The organism is Salinarchaeum chitinilyticum, assembly GCF_055390775.1.
Window position 1 is genome coordinate 1,103,243 of record NZ_AP043888.1, and the last position, 26,041, is coordinate 1,129,283.

Here is a 26,041-nt window from a genome sequence, read left to right on the forward strand (position 1 = left end):
GGCTCGACACTTGAGCGTGCCGTCGCAGCGACCGTCGCGACCGCGATCAGTCCGACTGCAGCCGTTCGCGGTCGACGTCGATCCCCGGCGGCGCGACGATCAGGAATCCGCGGAAGTGGACGAGTTCGCCGCCGGCGTCGCGGACGTCGCGAGCGAAGCCGGACGCGAGCTCGTTCACGTCTCCCGCGACGTGGAGGACGAGGACGTTCCCCGTCTGGATCAGGTCGAGCCACTCTTCGTCCGGCGTCGAGCCGTCGAGAACGTCGAGAACGATCCGTCCGCCGCCGTTGCCGTCCTCGTTCGCTTCGGCCTCGTCGATGTGCTCCTCGACCGCCCGGAGGTCGAGGTCGAACGCGGTCATGTGTCGGCTCCTCGCGCTCCCTCCGCAAAAACCCACCGTCAGCGCCGCCACCGATCGTCAGCGCCGGTAGCCGCGGCGTCGCTCGGGCCACCCACAGCGCGCCCGTCCGCTGCAGGTGGCCCCTAACGGCCGTATCACGACCGACCGGCCACGAACACGTCGTGTTCGCGATCGACGCCCGCGACGCCGAAGCGCACCGCCCTTATACGGGCAGGTCGAACGACTCGCCGTGCCTGAGCCCGTCGAGACGACCGATCCGGAGGGGGTCGACTACGGGCGCGTGATGCAGCTCACGTTCGTCTACACCATCGTGATCGGTGCGCCGCTCGTGGCGCTGCTCTCGATCCCCTTCGCCCTCCCGACGTGGAACGAGCGCGTCGCGTTCGCGATCCGCATCGGCGCGATCGTCTGGTTCCTCACCGCGATCGCGACGTTCCTGCTCGAGCGACGCCGCGTCGAGGCCGAGTGATCGACCGGATCGCCGTTCGTGCAAGTCGAATCGGCTACGGGCGTGCGTCGAGGCGCTCCTCGACCCACTGGAAAGGGATGCCGGCGCGGTAGGCGGCCTCCTCGTCGCTCTCCGAGTCACCGATGAACAGCGTCGAGACGGGCGTGGCCCCCATGCGATCGAGGGCTTCCAGCAGCGGCTCCGGCGCGGGCTTTTGCTCGTGGATCGTGTCGCGGCCGACGACCGTGTTGACGTAGCGGGCGAGGCCGTGTTTCTCGAGAGCGATCTCGACGGCCTCCTCGCAGTTCAGCGAACAGACGCCGATGGCTTCCCGCGTGGAGTCGACCTCGTCGGCGAGCGGCAGCCGTTCGGACGCCTCCGCACCCGCGATCTCCCGCTCGGAGAGCACCGCTTCGACGTCCTCGTGGATGCCGTGACGATTGGCTTTCCGCATGAGGTCCCAGAGGCCGCGATCCGCGTCGACGTCGACGCCGGCGTCCTCGTAGACTGCGACGACGTCGTTCACGGCGGCGTCCCAGTCCACGTCGAGGCGGACCAGCGTCCCGTCGAGGTCGTACACCCGGGCCTCGAACTCGTGGCTCACGTCCGAGTAACTCGCGAGTACGGTCTAATCGTTGTCGGTCGCGGGTGGCGTTGACCGGCCGGAGAGCGATCGCCGACCGAAGGGTGCCGACGATCAACGGACGCCGCCGATCCGAAGCCGAACGATTTTGGGCTCGCTCCACGAACACCAGTCCATGCCCCGGACCGTCACCGGCGGGCGCACCGCGACGCAAGGATCCCGCGAGCGCGGGGTCCGGTGTTGTCCGCAGTGCTCCGCGACGGTCCAGCGCCGGAGCTCCCGCGGCGGCCGCCGGAGCGATGGCGCGCCGTGACCGGTTTCGGGCCGACGTCCGGGCGATTCTCGAGCGCGATCCCGCCACGGAGCGGGCGCTCGAGGCGCTTCTCACCTCGCCGGGACTGTGGGCCCGCTGGACGCATCGCCTCGCGAGCTGGCTCTGGGCCCGCGATCGACGGCTCCTCGCCCGCGTCCTGAGCACGATCGCCAGGCTGGTCACCGGCGTCGAACTCCACCCCGGCGCCGAGATCGGCGAGCGCGTCGTCATCGACCACGGCCACGGCGTCGTGATCGGCGAGACCGCGATCGTCGGGGACGACGTGCTCTGCTTTCACGGCGTGACTCTCGGTGCGCGAGCGAGCGGCGATCCCGAGTCCGACCGCGGACGGAGCGGGCGTCGACGGCGCCATCCCAGGGTCGGCGACGGCGTGACGCTGGGCGCCCGATCGACGGTGCTCGGCCCGATCACCGTCGGCGATGACGCGACCGTCGGTGCCGGTGCGGTGGTCGTCGACGACGTCGACGCTGGCGAAACGGTCGTCGGGGTCCCCGCGGCGCCGACGGAGAACGACAGAACGGACGGTGACGCACCCGAGACCGCTGGACGAGACGGCGGGCAGACGCGTGGGGACGGCCCGACCGCGGGGCCGTGCGATCACTGCTCGCCGAGCACGTGACGGGCGACGATCTCCTTCTGTATCTGGGTCGTCCCCTCGTAGATCTCGGTGACCTTCGCGTCGCGATAGTAGCGCTCGACGTCGAACTCCTGGACGTAGCCGTAGCCGCCGTGGATCTGGACGGCCTCGTTGGTCACCGTCATCGCCGCCTCGCTGGCGAAGTACTTCGCCATGCTCGCGGCCATCGCGGCGTCGTCGGTGCTGGCCTCGAGCTTCCGAGCGGCCTCGCGGGTCAGCAGCCGGGCGGCCTCGAGCTGGGTGCGCATCTCCGCCAGCTTGTGCCGGATCGTCTGGATGTCCGCGATCGGCGAGTCGAACTGCTCGCGCTCCTGGGCGTAGTCGACGGCGTCATCGAGGGCAGCCTCGGCCAGCCCCACGGACTGGGCCGCGATTCCGACCCGGCCACCGGTCAGGATCTCGAACGCTGCAGCGAGGCCTCGCCCCTCCTCGGTGAGGCGGTTCTCGGCGGGGATCCGGACGCCGTTTAGGGAGATCGGTGCCGTGTCCGAGGCCCGGAGCCCCAGCTTGGACTCGGGGTCGCCGACGTCGAAGCCCTCGGCGTCCGTCGGCACGAGAAACTGGGTGACGGTCTCGCCCTCGGCGTCCTGGCGAGCTTGCGAGCCAGGGCTCGACGAGCTACGCTCGTCGGCGTCGTCCGGGGACGGAGCGCCGTCCGGACCGTCGGCTGTCGCGTCCGCCGGAACGGCCTTCGCGAAGACGATCGCGACGCCGGCCCGGGTCGCGTTGGTGATCCACTGCTTCTCGCCGTCGAGGACGTACTCGTCGCCGTCCCGTCTGGCGACCGTGCTCATCTCTGCGGGGTTCGATCCCGCGCCGGGTTCGGAGAGCGCGAACGCGCCGACGGGCCGACCGGTCGCCATCTCCGGGAGCCAGCGCTCGCGCTGGTCGTCGCTGGCGAAGGCGTCGATGCAGGCACAGGCCAGGCCGTGCACGGAGAGGGCGGTCGCGACGGAGAGCGAGCCGTAGGCGACGGCCTCGTTACAGACGGCGTAAGTGACGCGGTCGGCGTCGAGCCCGCCGTACTCCTCGGGCACCGCCAGCCCGGTCAGGTCGAGCTCGGCGAGGTCGTCCCAGACGTCCTCGGGGAACGACTCGGTCTCGTCGCCCTCGCGATCGGCCGGTCGAAGCTCCTCGACTGCGAACTCGCGGACGACGTCCCGCATGGCCCGCTGCTCCGCGGTCAGCTGCATACTGTCTCCTTGCGCGGACGCCGGGATAATCGTTGAGGCGCGAACCGACGGCGAAACTGGGTGGCAGTGGGTCGATTCGTTGCCCTGTGGTGCTATCCGTCGTCCACCGGACGACTTCCGTCCGGAGTCTCGGTTCGGCCCGCAGAACCGTCGCTCCCGGCATCGGCACCCTCCTCGACGGTCTCGGCGAGCGTTCCGTGTTCGTGGACGTGGACGGAATCCCCGGCGTCGGGATGTTCGTTCGCGAGCCACTGACCGACTGGCGTGCCCCGCTCCCAATAATGTTCGAAGAGACTGCGGCCCCACTCGATGGCGGCGTCGCCCTCCGCGACGACCTCCGTGGTCGCGTCGAAACTCCCCGCGGGCGTGGGCAAGGAGAACAACAGTGAGCCGTCGGTCACCGTCATCGAGATCGCGGCGGGCTGGACGCGAATCGAGAGTCCGTCGAGGTTCGGCTCGGGACCCGCCGGCTCGTCCTCGACGATCCGGCTGACCATCCCCGGCGTCATCACGAGGCGGCTGCGCTCGGCGTCGCTCTCCAGCAGCGCCTCGGCGTGACGATCGCTGTAGACCGGTGCGACGATCGCGACCGTCCGCGCGTCCTCGATCGCGCGCTCGACGCGTCGCGCCGCCCGGTAGGGGTCGGTATCCGGCGACCGGACGACCTCACAGCACTCGAGGCGGTCGATCGACCGGCGGAAGCTCGCCGGCAGCCCGGTCGGATCGTGGCTCGCCCAGTAGTCGGTGTCGCCGCCGATCACGCCGTCGAGGCGCTCGCAGCGCTCGACGGTGTCGGCCACGAGCCGGCCCGCGCCCGTCAGCCCCCAGGTGCCGTCGGCGGTCTCCGTGACGAGGCCACGGTCGGCGAGCCTGCCGAGGGCGTCGTAGACGGCGGACTCGCTGGCGTCGGCGGCGACGACGATACCACGCCCGCTGTCCTCGCCGTCGGCGAGCCGGGAGAGTACCTCGCGTCGCGCCGCCGACCCGAGGACGAACGAGACTGCGCCAGTCATACCGATCGATTCCGACCGGTTGCACATAGCTATGGGGGATGGCCCTGCACGGGAGCAGGTCCACCGGAGCGGCCAGCCCGCCCGCCGCGATTCCGGCGGAGCCCTCGCTCCGACGCCGCCGGAACGCTCCAGCCTTCCCGGAGGAGACTATGGTAAGTGGAATGATAAATACTATGAGGCAGGTTGCCCACGATACGAATGCAGTAGTGACGTTCCCACCGGCGGGTCGCTGACGCCCGCCGGATCCCTGCCCGCTGACACGGTCCTCCAGACGCGTCGACGACGCCCTCCACCTTCGAGCCGTTCGACAGTCCGCCGGCGGAACGGCCGTCCTTACTCCTCGATGAGTTCGACGTCGAGTCGCTGCTCCAGTGCCCGCACGATCGACCCCGGCACGCCGGCCTGGGTCGCCCGACCCTGTTCGATCGCGAGCAGCACCGACTCGTCGATCTCCATCTCCTCGGCGAGCTCCTCGCGCTGGAGCCCGGCGTCCTGGCGCGCTTCCGTCAGCGTCTCGCCGTAGCCAGCGACGAGGTAGGGCAGCGGGTCGTCGTCGTAGTCCGTGCCCTCCTCCTCCCAGTGCGAGGAGTCGCCGTCCCAGACGTTGCTCGCCTTCGCGGCGTTCTGGGCGGCCTTCCGCTTCCGATCCGTTTCGGTGTCCTGGCCGCCGCCACTGTCCTCCTGCCCGCCGCTGCTCGACCGGGACTGCGTCTTCGCCGCGTCGTCGTGTGGCGCGCAGTCCCGACAGACGAGCAGCTGCGCCCCGGCCACCGTTGCCTCCCGGAGCGAGTCGGTCTCCGCTCCACAGAGCTCGCAGGCGTCGCCGTCGCCCGAGCCCCCGGAGCCTCCCGTCGAGTACTTGGCCATGACCACCGCTATCGGCTCGCCGTATTTAAGGCTACGCCGTTTCGGACCGCGAGCGGTAGCACTCCGTCTCGTGATCCCGCCGTGGGGGCAAACGAAAGTGCTTTTACCAACCGGTCGGCAAGGTTCGGATGCGTCGATTCACTTGCGCGTGGGTAGCCAAGCCAGGCCAACGGCGCAGCGTTGAGGGCGCTGTCCCGTAGGGGTCCGCCGGTTCAAATCCGGTCCCACGCACTTTTCGCAGAACGACACGCCGAGCGGAGCGAGGCGTCTGTTCTGCGAAAATGTCGTTCGAGCGGATTTGTAACCTGCGAGGAACGCGCAGCGACCAGCGGGAGCGAGCATTTCTCGCTCCGGTTCAAATCCGGTCCCACGCATATCCTGCCGCGAGCAACGTTCGCGAGCGGCAGGTACGTACGGCCGGTTTGAACCCTGCAAGTCGTAGCGCGCGCAACGAGCGAAGCGAGTGAGCACGACCGTCTTGCTCCGGTTCAAATCCGGTCCGGCACCCACTTTTTACGAGCAGCGGGTCGCTCGCGACCCGCTCTTCGCAAAAACTTGGGGGAAATGTGCCGCTACCCCCGACAGCGACCGCTCGGAACCGTGCTCGCTCCCGTTGGAGCGAGCGCGGATGCTCGTGGTTCGATCGGCCGGTAACTCAAAGCACGTTCGGCAGGTTCGAACTCACTCACAGTCCTCGATTTCACTGTCGAGCGTGCCATCCTCGGTGACGATGATCCTGGTGAACGAGTCGTCACAGATCGGTCGCGTTCCGAACTCGTGGCGCTGCTCGTCCCAGGTTACGTCGAGGTAGAACTGGTCGTCGCCGAGCACGTCGCGCGTAACCGTCTCGTTCGCGCGAATAGTGATCGACTCGTCGAACACCGTCGACCCGTCGTCGTTCTCGATCGAGACGTCGAGCGTGACCGACGTTTCGTACTCGTTGCGGATCTCGAGCGTCTCGTTCTCGCCCTCGACGAACCGTGCGGTACAGCCAGCCGCGATCGCGAGCGTCGCTGTCCCCGCCGCCTGGAGGGCCGACCGCCGGTTCATGCGTTCCGTGCCACGGCGTCGGGCTAAATACTTCGTGGTGATTGGCGGAACGATTCGTGGTCCGATCGACGTTCGAGGACGGACGACATCGATCGCGTTCGGCAGGTAATCGCCTCCGAACAATTTCCCGAAGTCCCGAACACTGCCGTCATGAGCGACGATTTCGACCCGGAGGCGGGGGACGCACGCGAGTCCGGCCGGGCCTCCCTCGAGGGCGACGATGGGCTCGGCTCGACGATCACGCACCTCTATCGCGCCGAGGTCGACCGCGAGACATCCTGGCGCCAGCGCATGGACTCGTCGACGAACTGGGCGGTGACGGTCATCGCGGGGATCCTGGCGTACTCCTTCTCCAGTGACCAGGTCTCTCACTCGATTCTCCTCGTCGGTATCGGCATCGGCGTCGTGTTCCTGCTAATCGAGGCCCGCCGGTTCCAGCGATACGACGTCTGGCGGTCCCGGGTCCGCTCGATGCAGCAGAACTTCTTCGCGAACGCGCTCGACCCCTCCCGCGGCGTCGAGCACCGCGACTGGCGACGCCAGCTGAGCGAGGACTACAGAAATCCGGCTGCTGGGATCTCGCTCCGGGGCGCGCTGGCCCATCGACTCCGCCGTGTGTATCTCCCGCTACTCACCGGTATCCTGCTCGTATGGGTGCTCCGGCTGGGCGGGGCGGACGAGCCGATCGTCAGGGCCGCCGCGATCGGCGACGTCCCCGGCTGGGCCGTTATCGCTGGCGTCGCCATCTGGTATGCGTGTTTCGTCGTGCTCGCGTTCTGGCCTGGAACGGGCGAGGTGTCGGAAACGGACGCGGACGTCGATCGCGGCGATCTCGGTGACGAGCAATGAACGGTGGTCGTGTTCGCCACGGCGCGAGAAACGTACCCGGTAGTTCACCGGTCGCTCCGCCATCGATGTCACTCGAACGGCGTTGCCCATGCTACCGTCGTGGATCGCCGCGGCCGGGAGTTTCTTCGGTTGTCAGTACGCACCACGGGCCATGACTGCAATCCAGGCCGAGGAGCTCCGGAAGTCCTTCGGCGACCTGGCGGCCCTCGACGGCCTCTCGATCGCCGTCGAAAGCGGCGAACTCTACGGACTGCTGGGGCCCAACGGCGCGGGCAAGACGACCGCCATCGAACTGCTGACGGGCCAGCTCGAGGCCGACGGCGGCTCGGCGAGCGTGCTGGGCGTCGATCCTAGCGAGGAACCCATCGGCGTCCGCAAGCGCGTGGGCGTCCTCCCCGAGAAGGAGTCCCCGCCCTCCTTCCTCACGCCACGGGAGTTCTTCGAGTTCGTCGGCCGAGTGCGCGAAATCGACGACAGCGTCCTCGACGCCCGCGTCGAGGAGTGGGCGGGCCGACTCGGCATGGCCGAACACCTCGACACGCTCGCAGCTGACCTCTCTCGTGGGAATCAACAGAAGGTGATGATCGCCGCCGCCTTCCTCCACGAGCCCGACGCGGTGTTCATCGACGAGCCGCTCGCGAACCTCGATCCGATCGTCCAGGAGCGCGTGAAGGAGGCGCTCGTCGAGTACGCCGCCGAGAACGCGGTCGTGCTCTCGACCCACCACGTCGAGGTCGCCGCGGAGGTCTGCACGACCGTCGGGATTGTCCACGACGGGCAGCTCGTCGCCGAGCGCACGCCCAGCGATCTCGCTCCTGACCGGACGCTGCTCGACGAGTTCCTCGACGCCGTCGAGGACGGCCACGCCGCTGCGGTCGGGGCGGACGCGGATGCCAGGAGCGGTGCCGGAGCGAGCGCGGCGGCCGACGGCGCGGGCGGCGTCTCGGCCGCGACGCCCCAGGCCAGCAGCACGGATTCCGACGCAACCAACGGCGACGGCGGCGGGCGATAGCATGTCGGTCAACCGCGCCCTGTTCGGTGCGATGCTCCGCGAGGAGTGGCGCCTCCACGTCCGGCTCTTCGGCGGCTGGCGCTTCGCAGCGTTCCCGGTCGTCGTCGCGACGCTGTCGGCGTCGGCCGTCGCCGCACTCGCCTGGGCCGGCGTCGACGTCGCCGTCGCGATCGCTGGCCTCCACGCGCTCGTCTTCGCCTTCGGGCTCCAGACGGGCTCGATGGGGCTGGTCGCCCAGGACGCGCTGGAGCGCGTGCTCGGCGAGATCTCGCTGTTGCTTTCGACGTGGCACCACCTGCCGCTCTCGCGCAGCAAGATGATCGCCGCGTTCCTGCTCCGGGACCTCGTCTACTACACCGGCCTGATCTTCCTGCCGCTCGCGGTGGCGTTCGTCCCCGCGGGGATGCTCTACGACGACGCGCTGCTGGCAGCGGCGCCGAAGCTGGCCGTCTCGCTGCCGGCGACGTTCGCGCTGGGGCTCGCGACGACGACCGCGATCATCGCGCTCGTCCAGCGGGGCGTCTCGGGGAAGCTCCTCGCGGTCGGCGTGCTCGCGGCCGTCGGCGCCGGGATCTGGTCGGGGCTCCCGATCGCCGCCGCGTCGCCGTACGGCCTCTACGCCGATCCGTCCCTGCTTGCAGTCGCCGGGACGACGATCGGGATCGCGGTCACGGCGACGGTCGGCTTCACCGGACTCGGTCGGAGCGACCCGCGCCCCGCTCGAACGCGCGAGCCGGCGCTGGGCGCGCTGGCAGATCGCATCGGCGACGACCGCGGCCTCGTCGCACGGTCGCTGCTCGAACTCTCCCGGTCGGCAGGCGGACTCGGCACGGTCGCGTTCTCGGCGACGGTCCTGCTCGCGGTCGCTGGTGGCGTCGTCGCGCTCGTCAGCCGGATCGGCGGCGTCGATCCCCAGGCCGGGCTCACCTTCGGCCCGCTGCTCGGGCTCTCGGCGTTCACGAGCTACAACTGGCTGACGACTGCCGCCGACGCGCCGTCCTACCGACGGTTCCCGCTCTCGATTGGTGACGTGATCGCCGCCAAGCGCCGGGCGCTCGCACTCGTCGGCCTCCCCGTCGGCGTCGCCGCGTTGCTCGTCGCGCTGGTCTGGCTCGGCACGACGCCGACCGACGCGGCGCTGGGCGTCCTGCTCTTCGTCGGCGTCCACCAGTACGTCGGCGGGCTGACGGCCGTCCTCGCCGGGCTCCAGCCCAACGAGTTTCTCTTCGACACCCTGTTGTTCACGGCGTTCGGTGCCGCGGTGCTCGTGCCGGTCGCGCCGCTGCTGGTCGTCGGGCTCGTCGTTCCGTCGCCGGGGGCCGCGCTGCTCGCCGGGGTCGCGGTGACGGCGATCGCGCTCGGGGCGATCGGGACGGTGCTTGGTCGGCGTGCGGGGCCGCGCTGGGAGGCGCGGTATCGTAGCGGCGCGGTGAACTAAATCAGAGGACGTCACCGGGTTCGTGTTTCGGCGCCTGGTACGCAACGTGGACGCTCTCGAGCCGTGGTCGAATGCCCACTTACCTGCTCTCGTGCCGCCCTGCTGCCCAATGATCGCTGTACGCTATCCACCCGGCATTGACCGCAGCAAGAGCGGCGATTCCCCCGACCGCCAGGAGTCCACGAAAGAGGGCGTACCCAGTGAGGAGTACACAGACGATCAGTATCGAGACCTGGAAAGAGACGCTTTCGGCCACCGGATCGAACGCCCCGACGACAAGGACGACGACCAGTACTCCTCCAAGAAGTAAGACGGAGAGTTTGACCTCATTGAACACTATGGCGTCCAGCGCGAGTACGGCTACCAGGACGGCCGCGCCCAGCAAGCGTTCAGGACGTTTGCTGTGTTTCATTGAGACCATCACACAGTATGGCGGGATGGTTTGTTAGATTAGTCATCCACAGTCGAAGAGACACCCGAAGGTCATACAGCAGGTTCCCCGCTCTCGATCGGCGGCGTGATCGCCGCCAAGCGCCGGGGCGCGCTGGGAGGCGCGCTACCGGAGCGCCGCCGTATCGTAGCCTGGTTCGCCGCTCGCAAGTCCACTCAGTTCGTCTGCCACTCGAACAGCCGATCACCGGACTCCACGCACTCCAGCACGACGACGGTGTGGCTGGTACAGCAAGACTCGACGACCTCCTCGGAGAGCTCCGCCGGACCCCCGTCCGGACACTCCTCGGCGAACACCCGGAGTCCGTTGACGAGGGCGGCGCGCTCGGGGGGCGACAGCTCCGGCCACGCGTCGAGCTCGTCGGCGAGCGTCCGCGCCCCCGCGACGTCGAGTCGCCGCGCCGTGGTCGAGGGCCACTCGAAGATCCGGCGGGAGTTCGCAGTGACCACCGTTCCCTCGCCGTACTCCCGCCGTTCGAGCACCCCCTCGTCGAACCCGAGTTCGACCGCGACGTCGACCGGATCGGGCTCGTCGGGGACGCCCTCCAGCGCGGTCGACCACGCGCGGCCGAACGACTCGGTGAGACAGAGATCGGTCCCCGCCTCGCAGGGCTCGACGGCGCCGGCCGCGAGCAGGAGCCGCTCCTGGTTCGTCTCCGCGTGCTCGTCTGCGAGGTCGTCGCCGGCGGCCGGCGACCCCGGCGGGCCGATCTCGGGCGCCTTCCCGAACGTGCGCAGCAGTGGCTCAGGCATGTAGCGTTTCGTCAGCGTCGGGGTCTTCGGCACCAGATACCCGCGGAGCCAGATGCTCGCGGCGGCGAGCAGCGCGAACGCGGTGCCGATTGCGAGCGCGGTGGCGAGCCCCAGTAGCTGGGCCCCGATCGCCACCAGCCCCGCGGTGAACAGGACCGTCAGGAGGGCGTTGACGTACGTACACGCCATGCACCGGTTCTCGCCGGTGTACTCCGGACGGCGCAGTCGGTCGAGGGGGGACATCGACCGGACGAAGGGAGCGGGCGGCCGAAGGCGTTTCGCTCCGATCGACCGGCGTCCGCTGTCGCGACCGACCCACGCCGAGATCGGCTGGGAATTGGCCGGTAGCCACCGCCTTCCCGGAGTGGACGATCGTGCAATATTTCGAACCGACACCCGCCTTTTTGCCGTGGCTCGCCGTACGCACGCAACATGCAGGTACGCCAGGCCACCGCGGCGGAGGGTGACGCGATCCGCGACGTCGTCGAGCGATCCATGCTATCCTCCTACTCGCTGGGGCCGGGCACCATCGAGGCCGCAGTCGAGGAGTGGTTCGGCGACGACGCGCTCTCGACCAAGCTCGCCGACGGCGATCGCGAACTACTCGTCGCCGAGCGCGACGACGCGGTCGTCGGCGTCGCTGACGCGGCGTTCGTCCCCGAGACCGGCACCGGCGACGTCCTCTGGCTGCACGTCGATCCGGACTACCGGGACGACGGCATCGGCAGGCGGCTCTTCGAGGCGGCCACAGACTGGCTCGACGACGCCGACGCCGACCTCGTTCGCGGGCTCGTCCTCTCGAACAACGCGGACGGCAACGCCTTCTACCGCGAGCTCGGCTTCGAGCGCGTCGGCGAGCGGGAGGTCGAGATCGACGGCACGCCCCACACCGAGCACGTCTACCACGACGAGAGCCGCGAGCGCGTGACCGTCCTCGAAGACGACGGGCGGGAGGTCTACGTCGACCTCGAGGACGCGAGCCGGGGGTCGCTAGACCCCTTCTTCACCGTGTTCGGCGACGCCGACCGCACGCAGCGCTACGGGTTCCAGTGTGGCCACTGCGAGGCGCTCGCGACCGCAATGGACTCGATGGGCCGCGTCGAGTGCGGCGAGTGTGGCAACACCCGGAAGCCGACGCGGTGGGACGCCGCCTATCTCTGAGGACCTCGAACGCGAAATCGTCGGCCGCCTCTCTGCCCGACTGCCCGGCTGATCGATCGCCCGCGACCGGCACGCACAACTTCCTCCCCGCTAAATCCCCGGGCAATGCTGCGCGCATTCCTCCGCGGTCGCGTTCGTGCGGCGACGGCCGTGCTCGGTACGGTCTCGCTCGCGCTCGTCTTCGCCGCCGCGGGCCAGCGAATCCCGACCGCGTTGCTCCCCAGCGCGCCGGACGCGTTCCTGGACCTGATTCCCCACCTCAACGCCGGGATCAGCCTGCTCGCGATCGCTGCGATCGCGCTGGGCTGGCGGGCGATCCGCCGTGGGGACGTCGATCGCCACCGCAAACTGATGGTGACCGCCGCCGGCCTGTTCGCCGCCTTCCTCGTGCTCTACTGCTATCGCGTCGCCCTGCTCGGCCCCCACGGTTTCCCGGGCCCAGACGCTGTCTATCTGTATTTCTACCTCCCGCTGCTGGCGATCCACATCCTGCTCGCCATGGTCTGCGTGCCGCTGCTCTACTACGTCGGGCTGCTCGCCGCAACGCGGTCGATCCCCGAAATTCGGGAGAGCCCCCACGCGAGGGTGGGCCGGGTCGCCGCCGCGCTCTGGCTCGTCTCCTTCTCGCTGGGCGTCGTGGTCTATCTCCTGTTGTACGTCGTGTTCTGAGTCCGACGACGCTTTCCGAAACTGGCTGCCCTGCAACAGCAAACCGCTTGGATTCCGGGAGATCGAAGATCTCCCGACGTCCCGGCTTGCGCCGGGACAGCCCCCTTCCGCTCGCGAAACAAGCACCGCAACGAGCGAAGCGAGTGAGGAGCACAGCGAGCGTAAACCGTTGAGCGGAGGGGGCTTCCAATGCGGAATCAGTGGTCCCCGCTTCGTACCCAACCCACTCATCCACCCTCCACCGCACACCTTCACTTCCACCGAGCTTCAGGGATCCCATTACCCCCAGCGCTCCCCACAGTCGGGGCATGGACCGACAGCTCCCCACGCTCGATCCCGGCGTGACCCTTCTCGAAACGGACGACGCGCCGACGGCGCTCTACCGACTCGTCGGCCGGCAGCTCGCCGACGCGCCCGCCGGCGCACCAGCCTACTGGCTCGACGCGCGCAACACCGCGTCGCCGGCGACGATCCGCGAACACGCGCCGGCCAGCGCGGCCCGGGGGATCCAGGTCGCCCGGGCGTTCACGGGCTACCAGCACTACGAGTTCGTCCGCGCGCTGCCGGGGCGGGTCGCTTCCGACGCGTCGCTGGTCGTCGCGCCGAACGTCGGCGCGCTCTACGCCGAGGACGACGTGCCCGAGTACGAGGCCGACGCGATGGTCGGCGTGACCTGCTCGCTGCTGGGCGCGGTCGCGGACGCCGTCGACGTGCCCGTGCTCCTCACCGCGCCGGAGCCGACCTACCGCGAGCAGATTCGAAGCGCCGCGGACCGGACGCTCACCGCCGAGGGCACCCAGGCCGGGCTCCGCGTCGAAGGAGCCAATTACCACACCGAACTGTACTGGGACGACTGGGGCTACCAGACGACGATCCCCTACTGGGTCGATCTGCTCGGCGAGGCGGCCGCGGCACGCTCGGCGCCGCTGGGTGCCGCGGCGCCGGCGCGACTGGGTGTCTGAGATGGGCCGGACGCGCCGCACCCTCCGCGACCAGTTCGACGCGATCGAGCAGGAGTGGAGCCAGTTCCGCCGGTCGCTGCGACGGTCACACCAGCCCGCGTTCGACCGGCTGTTCGATCGCGCGCGGAGCCACGCCGACGCCGCCGGCCAGCAGAACGCGCCCGATCGCTGGCAGGCCTTCGCGTTCTGCGTGCTGCTCGCCCAGGAGCGCACGCTCGCGGAGCAGGCGGAGGCCATCGATCGGCAACAGGAGACCATCGACCAGCAGCAGGCGACGGTCGATCGGCAGCGAGAGGAACTCGAGGCACTCCGGGAGCGGGTCGCCGCCCTCGAGCAGGCGCCGACCGACGACCAGGAGCCCTAAGCCGTGGCGTTCACCATCGAGGTCCGCGAGGACGGCACGCCGGTCCGCTGGGAGCTCGACCCCGACGGCGGCGCGACGCCCACCGCCGATCCCGACTACGAGCCGACGATCTACGCAGCGGCTCGCGACGACCGCGAGGGGGCGCTCGACTGGCTCGCCGACGCGCTCGCGGACGATCCGAAGGTCGCCATCGTCGAGCGAGTCCGCAAACGCCGCTCGCTCCGGGCCACCGAGCCCTCGCCGATGCTGGAGATCCGTCTCGAGCGCCTCGACGAGGTCCGCCAGGTCGCCCGCGAGATCCGCCAGCGCGAGCACGAGACGTTCCTGCCCGGGACCTTCACCCTCTACGACGTGGACCTCGACCCGGGGTTCCGGTACGTGCTCGATTCCGGGTTCGATCCCGATCCGGACCGCGATCTCGTGACGATGGAGCTCGCGCTGCCCGAGCCGGCGGTCGCCGACGGCGACGTCGGGCCGTTGCGGATCAACGGAGAGCCAGTGGCCGGCAACGGCAGCACGCCGTCTGCCGCCGACGGGACCGCCGACGTCACTGCCACTGCCGCCGATGCCGACAGCGTGGCGACCGTCGCCGACGCCGTCGAGAGCGAACTCGCAGCCCGCGATCCGGACATCCTGTTGCTCTCGACCGGCGAGATCGTCCCGCTACTCGCCGAGGCGGGCGTCGATCTCGGCCGCCGCCCGGGGTTCAGCCGCATCGCCGGCGAGAGCACCTACGTCAGCTACGGTCAGGTCGGCCACTCGCCCGCGCGCTACGACGTGCCCGGGCGGGCGCTGATCGACCGCTCGAACAGCTTCCTGCTCGGCCACTCCGACCTCGACGGGCTGCAGTACTTCGTGAACCGAGCCGGCAAACCGCTCCAGGAGCTCGCGAAGGACTCCATCGGCGGTGTGCTCACTGCGATCGAGATCCGGGCGGCGCGGCGGTGGGACGGCAACCACGTCACCGAGCAGCAACAGGACGATGGCGTCCCCGCGCCGTGGCAGAAACGACAGACGGAGGACTGGAAATCTCTCGAAACGCTGCACGCGTCCGATCGCGGCGGCTTCACGTTCCAGCCCGAGCCAGGGGTCTACGAGGACGTTCACGAGCTCGACTTCGCCTCGCTGTACCCCAACGTCATCTGCGAGTACGACGTCTCGCCCGACACCGTCTGCTGTGACTGCTGTGACGGCGACGACGTGCCCGAACTCGACTACAGCATCTGCGAGCATCGGGATGGCTTTCTCGGCGCGGTGCTCGCACCGCTGATAACGGATCGCCGCCGGGCTAAGCGCGCAGTGGCCGCCCTCGGCCCCGGGAACGACGCCAGGGACGAGCAGGCGGCCGTCGTCGAGGCGATCAAGTGGGTGCTCGTCTCCTGTTTCGGCTACCAGGGCTACCGCCACGCGAAGTTCGGCCGGATCGAGACCCACGAGGCGATCAACGCCTACGCCCGCGAGATCATGCTCACCGCGAAGGAGCACCTCGAGGACGCCGGCTGGCGGATCGTCCACGGGATCGTCGACAGCGTCTGGGTGACCGCCGCGCCCGATCGCGAACAGGCGCCGATCCAGGAGGTCGCCGCGACGATCACCGACGAGGTCGACATCCGGCTCGAGTACGAGGGCCGGTTCGACTGGGTCGCCTTCTGCCCGCGCAAGCGCGCCAGCGGCGCGGCGCTCATGCGCTACTTCGGCCGGTGGGCCGACGAGACTGTCGCGGACGAGTCGGCGGCTGGCGGGCAGGCGGCCGACGAGAGCGGGGGGATCGGGGCTGGTGCCGACGCAGTCGACTTCGACGACCGCTACAAACTCCGGGGGATCGAGGCCCGCCAGCGCTCGACGTGTGCGTTCGTCGCCGCGGCCCAGCGGGACCTCCTGGCCACGTTCCACCGCGAGCGCGAGCCGGGGGCGGTCTGTGATCGCCTCGAACGCCACCTCCGGACGCTCCGCTCGGGCGAGGTCGATCCCGCGGAGCTGGCGATCACCCAGCGCGCGACGAAACCCGCCGAGGCGTACGAGCAGGCCACGCGGGCGAAGGCCGCACTCGAACGGGCGGCCGCCGTCGGCGTCCCGCGATCGCCCGGCCAGTCCGTCGAGTACGTCGTGGTCGACGACGATCGCTCGGGACCAGAGCGGGTGCGTCTGGCGTTCGAGACCGCGGCGGCATCGAGTGCAGGCGGGTCGAACGCCGCGACCAACCCGACGTACGACGCCGCGTTCTACGCCGGTCGGCTCGTCCGCGCCTGCGAGAGCCTGGTCGCGCCGCTGGGGTGGACGGAGGGTCGGATCCGATCGCACCTCGCGAACGACCGCGACGCGACGCTGGCGGCCTTCGGCGAGTGAGCGACCGGCGGAAGACCGCCCGATCCGGAACCGATTCCCAGGGAGACCCGGCTACGGATTCGCCGTCCCGTTCGCGGCGTCGGAATCAGGCGGCTGTTCGGCCAGCTCGTCGAACTGGTCCTGTGCCTCCTCTCGCCGCTCGGCCGTCTCGGCGTGGTCGACGGTCGCCAGCGCGAGCGAGGTGCCGTCGGGGACGTCGAGCACCATCCCTTCCTCGCGGGCGGCCTCGGGGAGGACGGCGGCGGGGACCGTCTCCGTGCCGCTGCCGTCCTCGAAGAGGACGACGGCGGTTTCGTTCTCGATCCGATCCACGACGGCGGTCCGCGTACCGGGATCGCCGTCGTCGGTGGCGGTATCGTCGGCGGGAGAATCGCCGCCGTGGTCCTGATCGGCGTCGCCGGGTTCGGTCTCGCTCTGGTCGGCGTCGTCCTGTTCGGCCTCGCTCTGGTCGGACCCACTGTCGGCCCCGTCCGGATCTACGGGCTCCCCGCCGTCGGCGTGGAGACCGTCCGTCGCGGCCTCGAGCTCGTCGAGAAGGGCGCCCACGCTGGACACGGAGAACATCGACAGCAGCGTCGCGAGTACGTCTCGTCTGAACACGCGGATGGGTCGCCGCGGAATCGGTCATAAAGGTGTGGCCGGTGAGCGGCGGCCGTCACGGCGTCGATTGCGGTGTCTCGATCGCCGACGGCGACCGCGCCGCCGGCCGATCCCGACCAGCACAAGCAGTATCCTTATGCACGAGCCTCGGGTACCCCGCGGCTATGGGCGTCAGGTGCACGCTGCTCGGGCACAGATACGGCGAGGCGGAGATCGAGCGCGAGCGCGAGGAGCGCGGCGAAGAAGCGGTCGTGACGATCCGGGAGGTCAAGACCTGCTCGCGGTGCGGTGACCGCTCGATCGTCAGCGAGAACAAGGAGGTGACGGCGGCGGGAAGCGCCAACGCGGAGGTCGCGACCCCCGACGACGCGGACGCGGCGCCGAGCAGCGAGCCCCGGCCGACAGACCCCGACAGCGACGACCCCGTCGCCGAGGAGAGCGTCGGCACCGGGAGCATCGACGGCGCGAACCTCGACGCTGGCCCGGAGGGAAGCGACGCGGCCGAGGAGTCGGCGGCTGCCGCTGGGGACGCCGCCGCGGACGACGCTGCGGAGGGGCCCGAACACGACCCCGAGACGGACGACGGCGTGATCCTCGACGACGACTCGGACGAGCCCGAACCCGAGGAGCGGGAGTACGGCGAATGGCCCGACGCCGACGAGGACCACGCCAGCGCCGAGGCCGACCCGGCCGCGGCCGACGAGACGCCCGAGCCGTGGCCCGACAGCGACGAGGACGCCGACGAGGGCTACGACGCAACGACGCCGGACGGCGATCCGGCGGACGTGGAGTATCCCGGTGCTGCCGACGCCGAGCCGACGGAAGCCAGTGCGCCGGCTGGTGCCGAGGGATCCGCAGATGGAGCCGAGGGGTCCGCTGGTGAGGAGCCCGCGGATGTGACGGAGCCGACGGGCGACGCGGAGCTACTCGACGCGGGTGACGAGCCAGCGTCCCAGGGCGTAGACGATGGCACGGAGGCCCAGCCGGCCGACGAGGGCGCGGAGTTCGAGCGCGCGCGAGAGTCGGGCTCGCCCAGTGCGCCGTCGACCGGCGGCACGGAGCTCTACTGCCCGGCGTGTGGCTACCGGGACCCCAGGCGGGACGGCTCGTTGCGCGAAGGCGACATCTGTCCGGAGTGTCGGAAGGGGTATCTCGCCGCCGACGAGTAACGCCGCCGCGTACCGACGCCGTCTACGTTTTGCGTCTGTTTTCGCGATCGACCCGCCCGGGAGCGACGCGTAGCCGTCGCACGACGCCGGCCGGGATCGACCACGATCCGCCGTTCGGTTGCTCGAACGCGAGCCTTTATTACCCTGCCACGCCTTACCATACCACGTATGGCGTCAGCACCCGACAGTGCGGGCGACGACATGTTCGACGAGTTCCTCACCGCTCGCGGCCACGATCACTCGACGTGGGAGTCCGAGTACAACAAGAAGCGCTGTCCGGAGTGTGGCGGGATCCACGACACCGACGCCGCCGACTGCTCGGTGTGTGGCTGGCAGCCCGGCGCCTGATCGTTCGCGTGGCGACGTGGCGTTCGTAGTTCGCTTGTGCTAGGAGCGGCCGCTTTCCCGGATGCTCGTAACGCTTTTTCGTATGTGTACCCATACGTAAGACATGAGCAAGAACATCGCCATCTCCGACGACGTGTATCGGGCGTTGAAGCGGGAGAAGGGTGACCGGAGCTTCAGCGAGGTCATCAGAGACCTGCTCGAAGACGGAGCGACGCTTGCGGACGTGACTGGCGCCGGCGTTCTGGACCCCGACGTCCAGGAATCCGTCCGGGAGGACGTCGGACGAATGAGCGACGGGACGCTGTCGCGGGTGGACGATGAAACTCTGTGACACGTCCGTCCTCGTCGACGTCGACCGCGGCGGCGACGAGATCGCGGACCGCGTCGAGCGCCTCGACGAGGAGGGTCGCCACGCGATCAGCACAGTGACGGTGACCGAACTGCGTCTCGGCGTCAACAAAGGATACGAGGACGAGTCGGCGCGAGCCGAAGCGATGCAGGAACTCGAACGGCTCGTCGCTCGCTTCGACGTCGTCGACATCAACCGCCCCGTCGCGGTCGCTACTGCAGACATCGTCGCCGATTTACAGGACCGTGGGGTGCCACTCCACGATCTCCACGACGTGTACGTGGCAGCAGCGGCACTCGTCGAACGGCTTCCCGTCCTGACGGCGAACGTCGATCACTTCGATCGGATCGAGGGGATCGACGTCGTCGACTGGTCAGCGTACTGACCCGGCATTTTCTTCCCGATGCCGTTGGCAATTGTCGGGACTGCGCCGCAGCGCACCGGCATATAATATCAAATTGAATAACTGTTCCGGAAGCGTTATAGTACGTTATTTCATTGCAAAGAATGGGAGATACGAATGCCGGAATGTCAGAATTGCGGATCGTTCGTCACCGAGGCCTACGCGCGAGTGTTCACCCCCCGCGGCATCGACGAACCTCGCGTCTGTCCGGAGTGCGAGGACAAGATCCGCGACGGCAGCGACGTCCGCGAGGCGCGTTCGCCCCGGAACAACTGACGAGCCAGTAGCTGCGATCCCGGCGTTCGAGCGATTGCGCACACCGCGGTTCGACGGTACTGTAGCGGTGCTTCGACGGCAGGTGAGAAGGGCACGAGACACCGACAGCTGCGCGTTCGTCCACTCCGATCGACCCCACCCGAACCCTTAGGACGACGCCGACGAACGTTTCGAGCATGTTCGATGATGAGGAACTGCAGTCTCTTCGCGAGTCCCGGACGGAGTGGGAGGAATCCACGCTCGATCCCGCGCTGGAGCGCCACGGCGAGCGCAAGGACCGCTTCGCCACGGTGTCGAACCTCGAGGTCGACCGGCTGTACGACCCCACGGACCTCGCGGAGCTGGACTACGAGGCGGATCTAGGCTTCCCCGGCGAGCCGCCCTACACCCGTGGGCCGTACCCGACGATGCACCGCGGACGTACGTGGACGATGCGCCAGTTCGCGGGGTTCGGTACGGCCGAGGAGACCAACGAGCGCTTCCACTACCTGATCGACGAGGGGCAGACCGGGCTCTCGACGGCGTTCGACATGCCCTCGCTGATGGGGATCGACTCCGACGACCCGATGGCGCTGGGCGAGGTCGGGAAGGAGGGCGTCGCCGTCGACTCCCTGCGGGACATGGAGGTGCTGTTCGACGGCATCGACCTCGGTGAGGTCTCGACGTCGTTCACGATCAACCCCTCCGCGCCGGTGATCTACGCGATGTACGTCGCGCTCGCCGACCAGCAGGGCGTGCCGCGGAGCGAGGTCCGCGGAACGCTCCAGAACGACATGTTCAAGGAGTTCATCGCGCAGAAGGAGTGGGTCGTTCCCCCCGAGTCCTCCCTCAAACTCGTTACCGACGTCGTCGAGTTCGCGACCGAAGAGACGCCGAAGTTCCACCCGGTCTCGATCTCGGGCTACCACATCCGGGAGGCCGGCTCGACGGCGGTCGAGGAGCTGGCGTTCACCCTCGCCGACGGGTTCGCCTACGTCGAGGACGCGATGGAGCGGGGGCTCGACGTGGACGAGTTCGCGCCCCGCCTCTCCTTCTTCTTCAACTGCCACAACAGCCTGCTCGAGGAGGTGGCGAAGTTCCGTGCAGCCCGGCGAATCTGGGCAAGGAAGATGGACGAGTGGTACGACGCCGAGGCTCCCGACTCTCGTCGGCTCAAGTTCCACACCCAGACTGCCGGCCAGTCGCTGACCGCCCAGCAGCCGCTGAACAACGTCGTCCGGGTGACGATCCAGGCGCTCGCGGGCGTGTTGGGCGGTACCCAGAGCCTCCACACCAACAGCTTCGACGAGGCGCTGGCGCTGCCCAGCGAGAAGGCGGTGCGGGTCGCGCTGCGAACTCAGCAGATCATCGCGGAGGAGTCCGGCGTCGCGGACACCGTCGATCCCCTCGGCGGCAGCTACGCCGTCGAGGCGCTCACCGATCAGGTCGAAGCCGAAGCCATGGAGTACATCGAGGAGATCCGCGAGATGGGCGACGGCTCGATGCGCGAGGGCGTGCTCTCAGGCATCGACGACGGCTACATCCAGCGGGAGATCCAGGATTCGGCCTTCGAGTACCAGGAGCGCGTCGAGGACGGCGAGGAGATCGTCGTGGGCGTCAACAAGTACGTCGTCGAGGAGGAGACCGCCGCGGACACCCTCCACGTCGACGAGGAGCGGGCACGCGAGACCCAGCTCGACCGCATCGAGTCCGTCAGGGACGACCGGGACGACGAGGCAGTCGACGACGCGCTCGCGGCGATTCGAGACGCCGCTGAGAACGGCGAGAACGCGATCCCGGCGATCGTCGACGCGGTGAAAGCGTACGCGACGATGGGCGAGATTATGCAGGTCTTCGAGGACGTCTACGGGGAGTATCGGGGCGAGGTCGGGCCGTCATAGTGGACAGCTTGACCGCGATTTACAAGCCGATCGATCCAGCCAGCTTGGAACGCCGAAACGGTTTTCAGAGCGTATGCACTCTGCATACATGTGAGCACGAGCATCCGGGTTTCCGAGGAAACCAAGGCGAAGCTCGACCATCTCAAGCGCGACGACGAAACGTTCGACGAGCTGCTTCGCCGACTCGCTGGCGAAACGGAGCCCATCGAGATCGGTGCATGGGACAGTGAAACTGCGGATCGAGCGCGGGAGGCAGTCGAGCGCTCGCGGGAGAGCTTCGGCCGATGACGTTTCTGGACTCCTCTGCTATCATCGATATGCTCGACGGAGTCAGTGACACCGTCGAATGCATAGAGGCGCACGGGACACCGTATCTCACGTCGTCGATTTGCATCTTCGAAGTGCTGGAGGGGACTCTCGGGAGCGGGACCACAAACGTGATGGCAGCACGTCAGCAGTTCGGTGGCGTTCGGGCAATCGAATTCAACGAAGATATCGCTATTGAAGCGGCTAGACTTCAGGACGCGTTGCTAGCGGATGGTGAACCGATGGCTCCACGCGATCTGATGATCGCAGCCACTGCTCGTACGACGGGGGATCATCTCGTCGTCAACGATGCGGATTTCCAAACTACTGTGATCGAAGAGGCGATTCCGGTTACGAACCTCGCCGAGTGATCGCGTACCGATGTATCGCGAGAGGCTTGCTCGAACGGTGCTACTTCAGTACAAACCTGCTACTACCTGGAACTATCGCTATTCTAGACCGGATTCCATCCTGGCCACAAACCACGAAGATTCACTCGCGGCCGAATTCACTAGCCGGCACGGGGGCGACCATCACCGGCATGAGAACACTTAACCCGGTGATGTCCGATTAATTTCGGTGTATGTCAGACGCTGACGAGGCCGAGCTCGAGGCACGACTCGAGGAACAGGAGTCCTTCGAACCCCCCGAGTGGTTCGTCGAGCAGGCCAACGTCTCGGATCCGGCGATCTACGACGAGTTCGAGGAGAACTGGCCCGAGAGCTGGGAGCGCGCCGCGGATCTGGTCGACTGGGACAGCGACTACGACCAGGTGCTCGACGACTCCGACGAGCCGTTCTACGAGTGGTTCACCGGCGGCGAACTCAACGCCTCCTACAACTGCATCGACCGCCACGTCGAGTCCGGCGCGAAGAATCGCGCGGCGATCCAGTGGGAGGGCGAGCTCGGCGAGGAGCGGACGATCACCTACCAGGAGCTCCAGCGGGAGGTCGAGGCGTTCGCGGCGGCGCTCCGCGACCAGGGCGTCGAGGAGGACGACGTGGTCACGCTCTACCTGCCGATGCTGCCACAGCTCCCGATCGCGATGCTGGCCTGTGCCCGCATCGGTGCGCCCCACTCCGTCGTCTTCGCGGGGTTCTCCGCGGAGGCGCTCGCCGAGCGGATGAACAGCGCGGACTCGAAGCATCTCGTCACCTGCGACGGCTACTACCGTCGCGGCGAGGCACTCAACCACAAGGAGAAGGCCGACAAGGGGCTCCAGCAGGTCGACCACGAGATCGAGAACAAGATCGTCGTCGATCGGCTCGGCGACGAGCTGACGCACTTCCTCGGCGACAACGCCGACGACTACCAGGAGCTCGTCGACGAGCACGAGGGCGCGACCGTCGAGCCCGTCTCCCGCGACGCCGAGGACATGCTCTTCCTCATGTACACCTCGGGGACGACCGGGACCCCGAAGGGCGTCAAACACACGACCGGCGGCTACCTCTCCTACGCGGCCTGGACGACCCACTCCGTGCTGGACGTCAAACCCGAGGACACCTACTGGTGTGCCGCCGACATCGGCTGGATCACGGGCCACTCCTACATCGTCTACGGGCCGCTCGCGCTCGGGACGACGACGGTGATGTACGAGGGGACGCCGGACTACCCCGAGAAGGACCGCATGTGGGAGCTCGTCGAGAAGTACGGCGTCGACGTGTTCTACACGGCGCCGACGGCGATCCGCTCGTTCATGAAGTGGGGCTCGGACTACCCCGATTCCCACGACCTCTCGACGCTCCGGCTGCTGGGCACCGTCGGCGAGCCGATCAACCCCCGCGCCTGGAAGTGGTACTACACCCACATCGGCGACGAGGACTGCGCCGTCGTCGACACCTGGTGGCAGACCGAGACCGGCGGGATGATGGTGACGACCCTCCCCGGCATCGGCGAGATGAAACCCGGCTCCGCGGGGCCGCCACTGCCCGGCATCGACGCCCGCGTCGTCGACGTCGAGGGCGAAGAGGTCGATCCCGGCGACGCCGGCTACCTGACGGTCAACAACCCATGGCCGGGGATGCTCCGGACACTCTACAAGAACGACGAGCGGTTCATCGAGGAGTACTGGCAGGAGTACTCCGACGAGGACGAGGACCGCTGGGTCTACTTCCCCGAAGACGGCGCCTCGATCGACGACGACGGCTACATCACCGTGCTCGGTCGCGTCGACGACGTGCTCAACGTCTCGGGCCACCGGCTCGGCACGATGGAGATCGAGTCGGCGATCGTCGACGTCGCTGGCGTCGCCGAGGCTGCGGTCGTCGGCGGGAGCCACGACGTGAAGGGCGAGGCCGTCTACGCGTTCGTGATCACGGAGGACGAGCAGGACGAGGACGACGCCCTCCGCGAGCGCATCACCGAGCGCGTCGAGGAGGCGATCGGCCCGATCGCAAGGCCGGAGCGGATCGTCTTCACACCGGAACTGCCCAAGACCCGCTCCGGCAAGATCATGCGGCGCCTCCTCGAGGAGATCGCCGACGGCGAGGAGCTCGGCGACACCTCGACGCTACGGAACCCCGAGATCGTCGACGCGATCAAGGAACAGGTCGAGGCAGAGGAGTAGCCGCCGACGCGGCAGAGTAGCCGTCGAAACGTCGTCGCCGGGGCCCGGCGGCGACATCAATCGCCCTGGAAACGCTGCCGACCGTCGCTGTCGCTCGAAGTGGTACTGGGCGGATCGCGATCGCACGCGAAGCGACTCCAAAACGATCGTCGCCGGCGGAAGCCCACCCCTCTCCCCGAGGATGGAGTCGCCGTTGGCGACGGGCTGGTAGGGAGGTCTTACGCGTTGTTCATCCGCTGGCTGGAGCGCTCTCCACAGCGCGTGCACTCCCGAACCCGGTAGGGCTCTCGCGAGTAGTGTGCGTTGTCGGAGTCCTCCGCTTCGGTCATGATCTGCACGGAAACTTCGTGCAGCGTGTCGGTCTCACAGGTGTTACAGGGCTCGGTCATGCCGTTTACCGTGTCGTCAGTCGTCGCCATACACACACCATCGTAGGCTACCACTATAACACGACACGAGCGTTTTCATGGCGGGAAAACACCCCGACTGAAGCGTGGTGCGTCGGAGTCGAACCGCCGGAGAACCGAACCATCGAAAGCGAAACGTCGAGTCGTATCGGGCCATCGTGGACCGCCTGGAGAAACGGGTGAAGAAACTGAAGCAAATCATCAAGTCGTTGCTTCACTCGGTGCGAAGGGAGCCGTGCTCGCGGCGGGCCGTCCGTGGAAAACGTTATGCTCCAAGGGAAACCAACCCCTTGACGTGGCTGACGAACGGCCGATCGAGGACGTACTCGATACGATCGGGGACGACCACGCGCGGGACGTGCTCGCAGCTATCAGCGAGGAGCCCCGCTCCGCCAGCGACGTCGCCGAAGCCTGCGACCTCTCGCTGCCCACGGTCTATCGGCGCATCGAGATGCTCAAAGACCACAACCTCGTCGTCGCCGAGACCGCCGTCGCGGACGACGGAAACCACTACGACGTGTTCAAGTCGAACTTCGACGGCACGGTGATCCGACTGCGCGACGACGAGTACGACGTCCGGATCTACCGGAAGGAGAACATTCCCGATCGGTTCTCGAGTCTCTGGGACGAGCTGTCGCGGTGACCCGCCGCGCCGCGCGGTACTCGCGGGCGCGGTCGATCGTTCCCCGGCGGAGCTGATCCTCGCGCTCGTCCGCACCGCCGCCGTCGGCAGCAGCTGCTCGAGGGGACGCCGCGCGTCACGCCGTCGGCGCGCAGCCGAGCGTTTTTGCCCCTCCCCTTCGTCGGGGCGGACATGTCCGTCTACACCGAGGTCGGCGAGGCCCTCCTGTTGTTGCTGCGCCTCGCGTTGTTCGCGCTGGCGATGGGCCTGACGATCATCAGCTTCCAGGCCTACCAGGAGAACGGCGGCAAGCGCCTCGAGTCCGCGTTCATCGGCTTCGCCTTCATCAGTATGGGCGTCGCGATGACGTCGCTCGGCGGCCAGATCGACCAGCTCCGACTGCTCTTCTCGATCGCAGAGACGATCCCCTTCATCGTCGGTTTCGGCATGCTCTGGGTCTCGCTGTATCGTTGACACCGGTGGGGATTCGACGCCGAATCGGAGGGGCAACCACCGGATGTCGGCGGCGGGAACACTACGCGGGAACATTACTCAAGCGTCTTGCGCATGTCCGCGCCCGCGAGCCCCGAAAACCGCGATCCCGCCGAACGCACGAATCGAACCC

The 26,041-nt window shown here is 68.3% G+C and carries 32 protein-coding genes and 1 tRNA gene; 23 read left to right on the top strand and 10 right to left on the bottom strand.

From position 1 onward, the window contains the following. Window positions 1-46: 46 nt before the first annotated feature. Window positions 47-361, bottom strand: a complete 315-nt coding sequence (locus ACZ5KP_RS05510; RefSeq protein ID WP_460920747.1) for a DUF5779 family protein — start codon at window positions 359-361, stop codon at window positions 47-49. Window positions 362-590: 229 nt separating this feature from the next. On the opposite strand from ACZ5KP_RS05510, the gene ACZ5KP_RS05515 reads away from it, so the two are divergent. Beyond that, a complete protein-coding gene (locus ACZ5KP_RS05515) occupies window positions 591-830 on the top strand; it encodes a DUF5822 domain-containing protein (protein ID WP_460920749.1) in 240 nt (79 codons plus the stop codon). A gap of 34 nt (window positions 831-864) precedes the next feature. Here ACZ5KP_RS05515 and ACZ5KP_RS05520 read toward each other — a convergent pair whose 3' ends face one another. Then, window positions 865-1,413 (bottom strand): HAD family hydrolase, encoded by a 549-nt coding sequence (locus ACZ5KP_RS05520; protein WP_460920751.1) that lies wholly within the window; start codon window positions 1,411-1,413, stop codon window positions 865-867. A 154-nt stretch (window positions 1,414-1,567) separates the two neighbouring features. Here ACZ5KP_RS05520 and ACZ5KP_RS05525 point away from each other — a divergent pair, with 154 nt between their 5' ends. Further along, the gene (locus tag ACZ5KP_RS05525) at window positions 1,568-1,705 is read left to right on the top strand and encodes a hypothetical protein (protein WP_460920753.1); all 138 of its coding nucleotides are present in this window, start codon (window positions 1,568-1,570) and stop codon (window positions 1,703-1,705) included. Beyond that, the gene (epsC, locus tag ACZ5KP_RS05530; RefSeq protein ID WP_460920754.1) at window positions 1,692-2,345 is read left to right on the top strand and encodes a serine O-acetyltransferase EpsC; all 654 of its coding nucleotides are present in this window, start codon (window positions 1,692-1,694) and stop codon (window positions 2,343-2,345) included. Before ACZ5KP_RS05525 ends, epsC begins: the two co-directional genes overlap by 14 nt. On the opposite strand, the gene ACZ5KP_RS05535 is transcribed toward epsC, so the two are convergent. The 3 genes from ACZ5KP_RS05535 to ACZ5KP_RS05545 all read right to left on the bottom strand — a co-directional run bounded on the left by ACZ5KP_RS05535 (window position 2,324) and on the right by ACZ5KP_RS05545 (window position 5,436). Next, window positions 2,324-3,556 carry an acyl-CoA dehydrogenase family protein gene (locus tag ACZ5KP_RS05535; protein WP_460920756.1) on the bottom strand — a complete coding sequence of 411 codons (1,233 nt, stop codon included), beginning with the start codon at window positions 3,554-3,556 and terminating at the stop codon, window positions 2,324-2,326. The genes epsC and ACZ5KP_RS05535 overlap by 22 nt on opposite strands. A 92-nt stretch (window positions 3,557-3,648) precedes the next feature. Then, window positions 3,649-4,569, bottom strand: a complete 921-nt coding sequence (locus ACZ5KP_RS05540; protein WP_460920758.1) for a helix-turn-helix transcriptional regulator — start codon at window positions 4,567-4,569, stop codon at window positions 3,649-3,651. Window positions 4,570-4,902: 333 nt separating this feature from the next. Next, complete coding sequence (locus tag ACZ5KP_RS05545) at window positions 4,903-5,436, bottom strand: helix-turn-helix domain-containing protein (protein ID WP_460920760.1); 534 nt, start codon at window positions 5,434-5,436, stop codon at window positions 4,903-4,905. A 146-nt stretch (window positions 5,437-5,582) separates the two neighbouring features. Here ACZ5KP_RS05545 and ACZ5KP_RS05550 point away from each other — a divergent pair. Beyond that, window positions 5,583-5,667 (top strand) — tRNA-Leu (locus ACZ5KP_RS05550). A gap of 450 nt (window positions 5,668-6,117) precedes the next feature. Here the strand turns inward: ACZ5KP_RS05550 and ACZ5KP_RS05555 are convergent. Then, complete coding sequence (locus tag ACZ5KP_RS05555) at window positions 6,118-6,486, bottom strand: hypothetical protein (protein WP_460920762.1); 369 nt, start codon at window positions 6,484-6,486, stop codon at window positions 6,118-6,120. Between the two features lie 150 nt (window positions 6,487-6,636). Between ACZ5KP_RS05555 and ACZ5KP_RS05560 the strand changes: the two genes are divergently transcribed. From ACZ5KP_RS05560 to ACZ5KP_RS05570, 3 genes are all read left to right on the top strand, one after another. Further along, window positions 6,637-7,335, top strand: coding sequence for a DUF2270 domain-containing protein (locus ACZ5KP_RS05560; RefSeq protein WP_460920764.1), 699 nt, complete (start codon window positions 6,637-6,639; stop codon window positions 7,333-7,335). 151 nt (window positions 7,336-7,486) lie between these two features. Further along, window positions 7,487-8,347 (top strand): ABC transporter ATP-binding protein, encoded by an 861-nt coding sequence (locus tag ACZ5KP_RS05565; RefSeq protein ID WP_460920766.1) that lies wholly within the window; start codon window positions 7,487-7,489, stop codon window positions 8,345-8,347. 1 nt (window position 8,348) lies between these two features. Next, window positions 8,349-9,785, top strand: coding sequence for a hypothetical protein (locus ACZ5KP_RS05570; protein WP_460920768.1), 1,437 nt, complete (start codon window positions 8,349-8,351; stop codon window positions 9,783-9,785). A 79-nt stretch (window positions 9,786-9,864) separates the two neighbouring features. Here ACZ5KP_RS05570 and ACZ5KP_RS05575 read toward each other — a convergent pair whose 3' ends face one another. Continuing rightward, window positions 9,865-10,209 (bottom strand): hypothetical protein, encoded by a 345-nt coding sequence (locus ACZ5KP_RS05575; protein ID WP_460920770.1) that lies wholly within the window; start codon window positions 10,207-10,209, stop codon window positions 9,865-9,867. A 182-nt stretch (window positions 10,210-10,391) separates the two neighbouring features. Continuing rightward, window positions 10,392-11,231: a DUF8054 domain-containing protein gene (locus ACZ5KP_RS05580; RefSeq protein WP_460920772.1), complete on the bottom strand. Its 840-nt coding sequence runs from the start codon at window positions 11,229-11,231 to the stop codon at window positions 10,392-10,394. Window positions 11,232-11,420: 189 nt separating this feature from the next. On the opposite strand from ACZ5KP_RS05580, the gene ACZ5KP_RS05585 reads away from it, so the two are divergent. From ACZ5KP_RS05585 to ACZ5KP_RS05605, 5 genes are all read left to right on the top strand, one after another. Then, window positions 11,421-12,149: a GNAT family N-acetyltransferase gene (locus ACZ5KP_RS05585; protein WP_460920774.1), complete on the top strand. Its 729-nt coding sequence runs from the start codon at window positions 11,421-11,423 to the stop codon at window positions 12,147-12,149. Between the two features lie 105 nt (window positions 12,150-12,254). Beyond that, window positions 12,255-12,818, top strand: a complete 564-nt coding sequence (locus ACZ5KP_RS05590) for a DUF420 domain-containing protein (protein WP_460920776.1) — start codon at window positions 12,255-12,257, stop codon at window positions 12,816-12,818. 308 nt (window positions 12,819-13,126) lie between these two features. Further along, entirely contained in the window at window positions 13,127-13,780 is a 654-nt protein-coding gene (locus tag ACZ5KP_RS05595) for a hypothetical protein (RefSeq protein WP_460920778.1), read from the top strand. 1 nt (window position 13,781) lies between these two features. Next, complete coding sequence (locus tag ACZ5KP_RS05600) at window positions 13,782-14,144, top strand: DUF8156 family protein (protein WP_460920780.1); 363 nt, start codon at window positions 13,782-13,784, stop codon at window positions 14,142-14,144. A gap of 3 nt (window positions 14,145-14,147) precedes the next feature. Then, window positions 14,148-16,490 (top strand): type B DNA-directed DNA polymerase, encoded by a 2,343-nt coding sequence (locus ACZ5KP_RS05605; protein WP_460920782.1) that lies wholly within the window; start codon window positions 14,148-14,150, stop codon window positions 16,488-16,490. 51 nt (window positions 16,491-16,541) lie between these two features. Here ACZ5KP_RS05605 and ACZ5KP_RS05610 read toward each other — a convergent pair whose 3' ends face one another. Further along, the gene (locus ACZ5KP_RS05610; RefSeq protein WP_460920784.1) at window positions 16,542-17,090 is read right to left on the bottom strand and encodes a DUF3006 domain-containing protein; all 549 of its coding nucleotides are present in this window, start codon (window positions 17,088-17,090) and stop codon (window positions 16,542-16,544) included. Between the two features lie 164 nt (window positions 17,091-17,254). On the opposite strand from ACZ5KP_RS05610, the gene ACZ5KP_RS05615 reads away from it, so the two are divergent. From ACZ5KP_RS05615 to acs, 9 genes are all read left to right on the top strand, one after another. Continuing rightward, window positions 17,255-18,259 (top strand): DUF7093 family protein, encoded by a 1,005-nt coding sequence (locus tag ACZ5KP_RS05615; RefSeq protein ID WP_460920786.1) that lies wholly within the window; start codon window positions 17,255-17,257, stop codon window positions 18,257-18,259. A gap of 168 nt (window positions 18,260-18,427) precedes the next feature. Next, window positions 18,428-18,607 (top strand): HVO_0416 family zinc finger protein, encoded by a 180-nt coding sequence (locus ACZ5KP_RS05620; protein ID WP_460920788.1) that lies wholly within the window; start codon window positions 18,428-18,430, stop codon window positions 18,605-18,607. Between the two features lie 103 nt (window positions 18,608-18,710). Next, window positions 18,711-18,938: an antitoxin VapB family protein gene (locus ACZ5KP_RS05625; RefSeq protein ID WP_460920790.1), complete on the top strand. Its 228-nt coding sequence runs from the start codon at window positions 18,711-18,713 to the stop codon at window positions 18,936-18,938. Beyond that, window positions 18,925-19,341, top strand: a complete 417-nt coding sequence (locus ACZ5KP_RS05630; RefSeq protein ID WP_460920792.1) for a type II toxin-antitoxin system VapC family toxin — start codon at window positions 18,925-18,927, stop codon at window positions 19,339-19,341. The genes ACZ5KP_RS05625 and ACZ5KP_RS05630 overlap by 14 nt, the downstream gene beginning before the upstream one ends. 135 nt (window positions 19,342-19,476) lie before the next feature. Continuing rightward, window positions 19,477-19,635, top strand: a complete 159-nt coding sequence (locus ACZ5KP_RS05635) for a DUF7563 family protein (RefSeq protein WP_460920794.1) — start codon at window positions 19,477-19,479, stop codon at window positions 19,633-19,635. Between the two features lie 176 nt (window positions 19,636-19,811). Continuing rightward, on the top strand, window positions 19,812-21,515 hold the full coding sequence (locus ACZ5KP_RS05640) for an acyl-CoA mutase large subunit family protein (protein WP_460920796.1): 1,704 nt from the start codon (window positions 19,812-19,814) through the stop codon (window positions 21,513-21,515). Between the two features lie 90 nt (window positions 21,516-21,605). Continuing rightward, window positions 21,606-21,803 (top strand): DUF7557 family protein, encoded by a 198-nt coding sequence (locus ACZ5KP_RS05645; protein ID WP_460920798.1) that lies wholly within the window; start codon window positions 21,606-21,608, stop codon window positions 21,801-21,803. Then, a complete protein-coding gene (locus tag ACZ5KP_RS05650; RefSeq protein WP_460920800.1) occupies window positions 21,800-22,192 on the top strand; it encodes a PIN domain-containing protein in 393 nt (130 codons plus the stop codon). The genes ACZ5KP_RS05645 and ACZ5KP_RS05650 overlap by 4 nt, the downstream gene beginning before the upstream one ends. A 212-nt stretch (window positions 22,193-22,404) precedes the next feature. Then, window positions 22,405-24,387 (top strand): acetate--CoA ligase, encoded by a 1,983-nt coding sequence (acs, locus tag ACZ5KP_RS05655; protein ID WP_460920802.1) that lies wholly within the window; start codon window positions 22,405-22,407, stop codon window positions 24,385-24,387. A 218-nt stretch (window positions 24,388-24,605) separates the two neighbouring features. Here the strand turns inward: acs and ACZ5KP_RS05660 are convergent, their stop codons facing one another. After that, on the bottom strand, window positions 24,606-24,806 hold the full coding sequence (locus tag ACZ5KP_RS05660; protein WP_460920804.1) for a DUF7835 family putative zinc beta-ribbon protein: 201 nt from the start codon (window positions 24,804-24,806) through the stop codon (window positions 24,606-24,608). 283 nt (window positions 24,807-25,089) lie between these two features. On the opposite strand from ACZ5KP_RS05660, the gene ACZ5KP_RS05665 reads away from it, so the two are divergent. Together ACZ5KP_RS05665 and ACZ5KP_RS05670 are read left to right on the top strand one after the other, a co-directional pair. Next, a complete protein-coding gene (locus ACZ5KP_RS05665) occupies window positions 25,090-25,437 on the top strand; it encodes a helix-turn-helix domain-containing protein (protein ID WP_460920806.1) in 348 nt (115 codons plus the stop codon). A gap of 171 nt (window positions 25,438-25,608) precedes the next feature. Continuing rightward, a complete protein-coding gene (locus ACZ5KP_RS05670) occupies window positions 25,609-25,890 on the top strand; it encodes a DUF7521 family protein (protein ID WP_460920808.1) in 282 nt (93 codons plus the stop codon). Window positions 25,891-26,041 lie beyond the last annotated feature (151 nt).

Excerpts from the sequence above, each read along its gene's own strand:
- ACZ5KP_RS05640 (WP_460920796.1), top strand. The coding sequence starts at position 19,812 with ATGTTCGATGATGAGGAACTGCAGTCTCTTCGCGAGTCCCGGACGGAG.
- ACZ5KP_RS05510 (WP_460920747.1), bottom strand. The coding sequence starts at position 361 with ATGACCGCGTTCGACCTCGACCTCCGGGCGGTCGAGGAGCACATCGAC.
- ACZ5KP_RS05580 (WP_460920772.1), bottom strand. The coding sequence starts at position 11,231 with ATGTCCCCCCTCGACCGACTGCGCCGTCCGGAGTACACCGGCGAGAAC.
- ACZ5KP_RS05595 (WP_460920778.1), top strand. The coding sequence starts at position 13,127 with ATGGACCGACAGCTCCCCACGCTCGATCCCGGCGTGACCCTTCTCGAA.
- ACZ5KP_RS05660 (WP_460920804.1), bottom strand. The coding sequence starts at position 24,806 with ATGGCGACGACTGACGACACGGTAAACGGCATGACCGAGCCCTGTAAC.
- ACZ5KP_RS05615 (WP_460920786.1), top strand. The coding sequence starts at position 17,255 with ATGGGCGTCAGGTGCACGCTGCTCGGGCACAGATACGGCGAGGCGGAG.
- ACZ5KP_RS05535 (WP_460920756.1), bottom strand. The coding sequence starts at position 3,556 with ATGCAGCTGACCGCGGAGCAGCGGGCCATGCGGGACGTCGTCCGCGAG.
- ACZ5KP_RS05635 (WP_460920794.1), top strand. The coding sequence starts at position 19,477 with ATGCCGGAATGTCAGAATTGCGGATCGTTCGTCACCGAGGCCTACGCG.
- ACZ5KP_RS05545 (WP_460920760.1), bottom strand. The coding sequence starts at position 5,436 with ATGGCCAAGTACTCGACGGGAGGCTCCGGGGGCTCGGGCGACGGCGAC.
- ACZ5KP_RS05600 (WP_460920780.1), top strand. The coding sequence starts at position 13,782 with ATGGGCCGGACGCGCCGCACCCTCCGCGACCAGTTCGACGCGATCGAG.
- ACZ5KP_RS05670 (WP_460920808.1), top strand. The coding sequence starts at position 25,609 with ATGTCCGTCTACACCGAGGTCGGCGAGGCCCTCCTGTTGTTGCTGCGC.
- ACZ5KP_RS05630 (WP_460920792.1), top strand. The coding sequence starts at position 18,925 with ATGAAACTCTGTGACACGTCCGTCCTCGTCGACGTCGACCGCGGCGGC.
- ACZ5KP_RS05565 (WP_460920766.1), top strand. The coding sequence starts at position 7,487 with ATGACTGCAATCCAGGCCGAGGAGCTCCGGAAGTCCTTCGGCGACCTG.
- ACZ5KP_RS05585 (WP_460920774.1), top strand. The coding sequence starts at position 11,421 with ATGCAGGTACGCCAGGCCACCGCGGCGGAGGGTGACGCGATCCGCGAC.
- ACZ5KP_RS05625 (WP_460920790.1), top strand. The coding sequence starts at position 18,711 with ATGAGCAAGAACATCGCCATCTCCGACGACGTGTATCGGGCGTTGAAG.
- ACZ5KP_RS05555 (WP_460920762.1), bottom strand. The coding sequence starts at position 6,486 with ATGAACCGGCGGTCGGCCCTCCAGGCGGCGGGGACAGCGACGCTCGCG.
- ACZ5KP_RS05540 (WP_460920758.1), bottom strand. The coding sequence starts at position 4,569 with ATGACTGGCGCAGTCTCGTTCGTCCTCGGGTCGGCGGCGCGACGCGAG.
- ACZ5KP_RS05650 (WP_460920800.1), top strand. The coding sequence starts at position 21,800 with ATGACGTTTCTGGACTCCTCTGCTATCATCGATATGCTCGACGGAGTC.
- ACZ5KP_RS05590 (WP_460920776.1), top strand. The coding sequence starts at position 12,255 with ATGCTGCGCGCATTCCTCCGCGGTCGCGTTCGTGCGGCGACGGCCGTG.
- ACZ5KP_RS05560 (WP_460920764.1), top strand. The coding sequence starts at position 6,637 with ATGAGCGACGATTTCGACCCGGAGGCGGGGGACGCACGCGAGTCCGGC.
- ACZ5KP_RS05620 (WP_460920788.1), top strand. The coding sequence starts at position 18,428 with ATGGCGTCAGCACCCGACAGTGCGGGCGACGACATGTTCGACGAGTTC.
- ACZ5KP_RS05525 (WP_460920753.1), top strand. The coding sequence starts at position 1,568 with ATGCCCCGGACCGTCACCGGCGGGCGCACCGCGACGCAAGGATCCCGC.
- ACZ5KP_RS05570 (WP_460920768.1), top strand. The coding sequence starts at position 8,349 with ATGTCGGTCAACCGCGCCCTGTTCGGTGCGATGCTCCGCGAGGAGTGG.
- acs (WP_460920802.1), top strand. The coding sequence starts at position 22,405 with ATGTCAGACGCTGACGAGGCCGAGCTCGAGGCACGACTCGAGGAACAG.
- epsC (WP_460920754.1), top strand. The coding sequence starts at position 1,692 with ATGGCGCGCCGTGACCGGTTTCGGGCCGACGTCCGGGCGATTCTCGAG.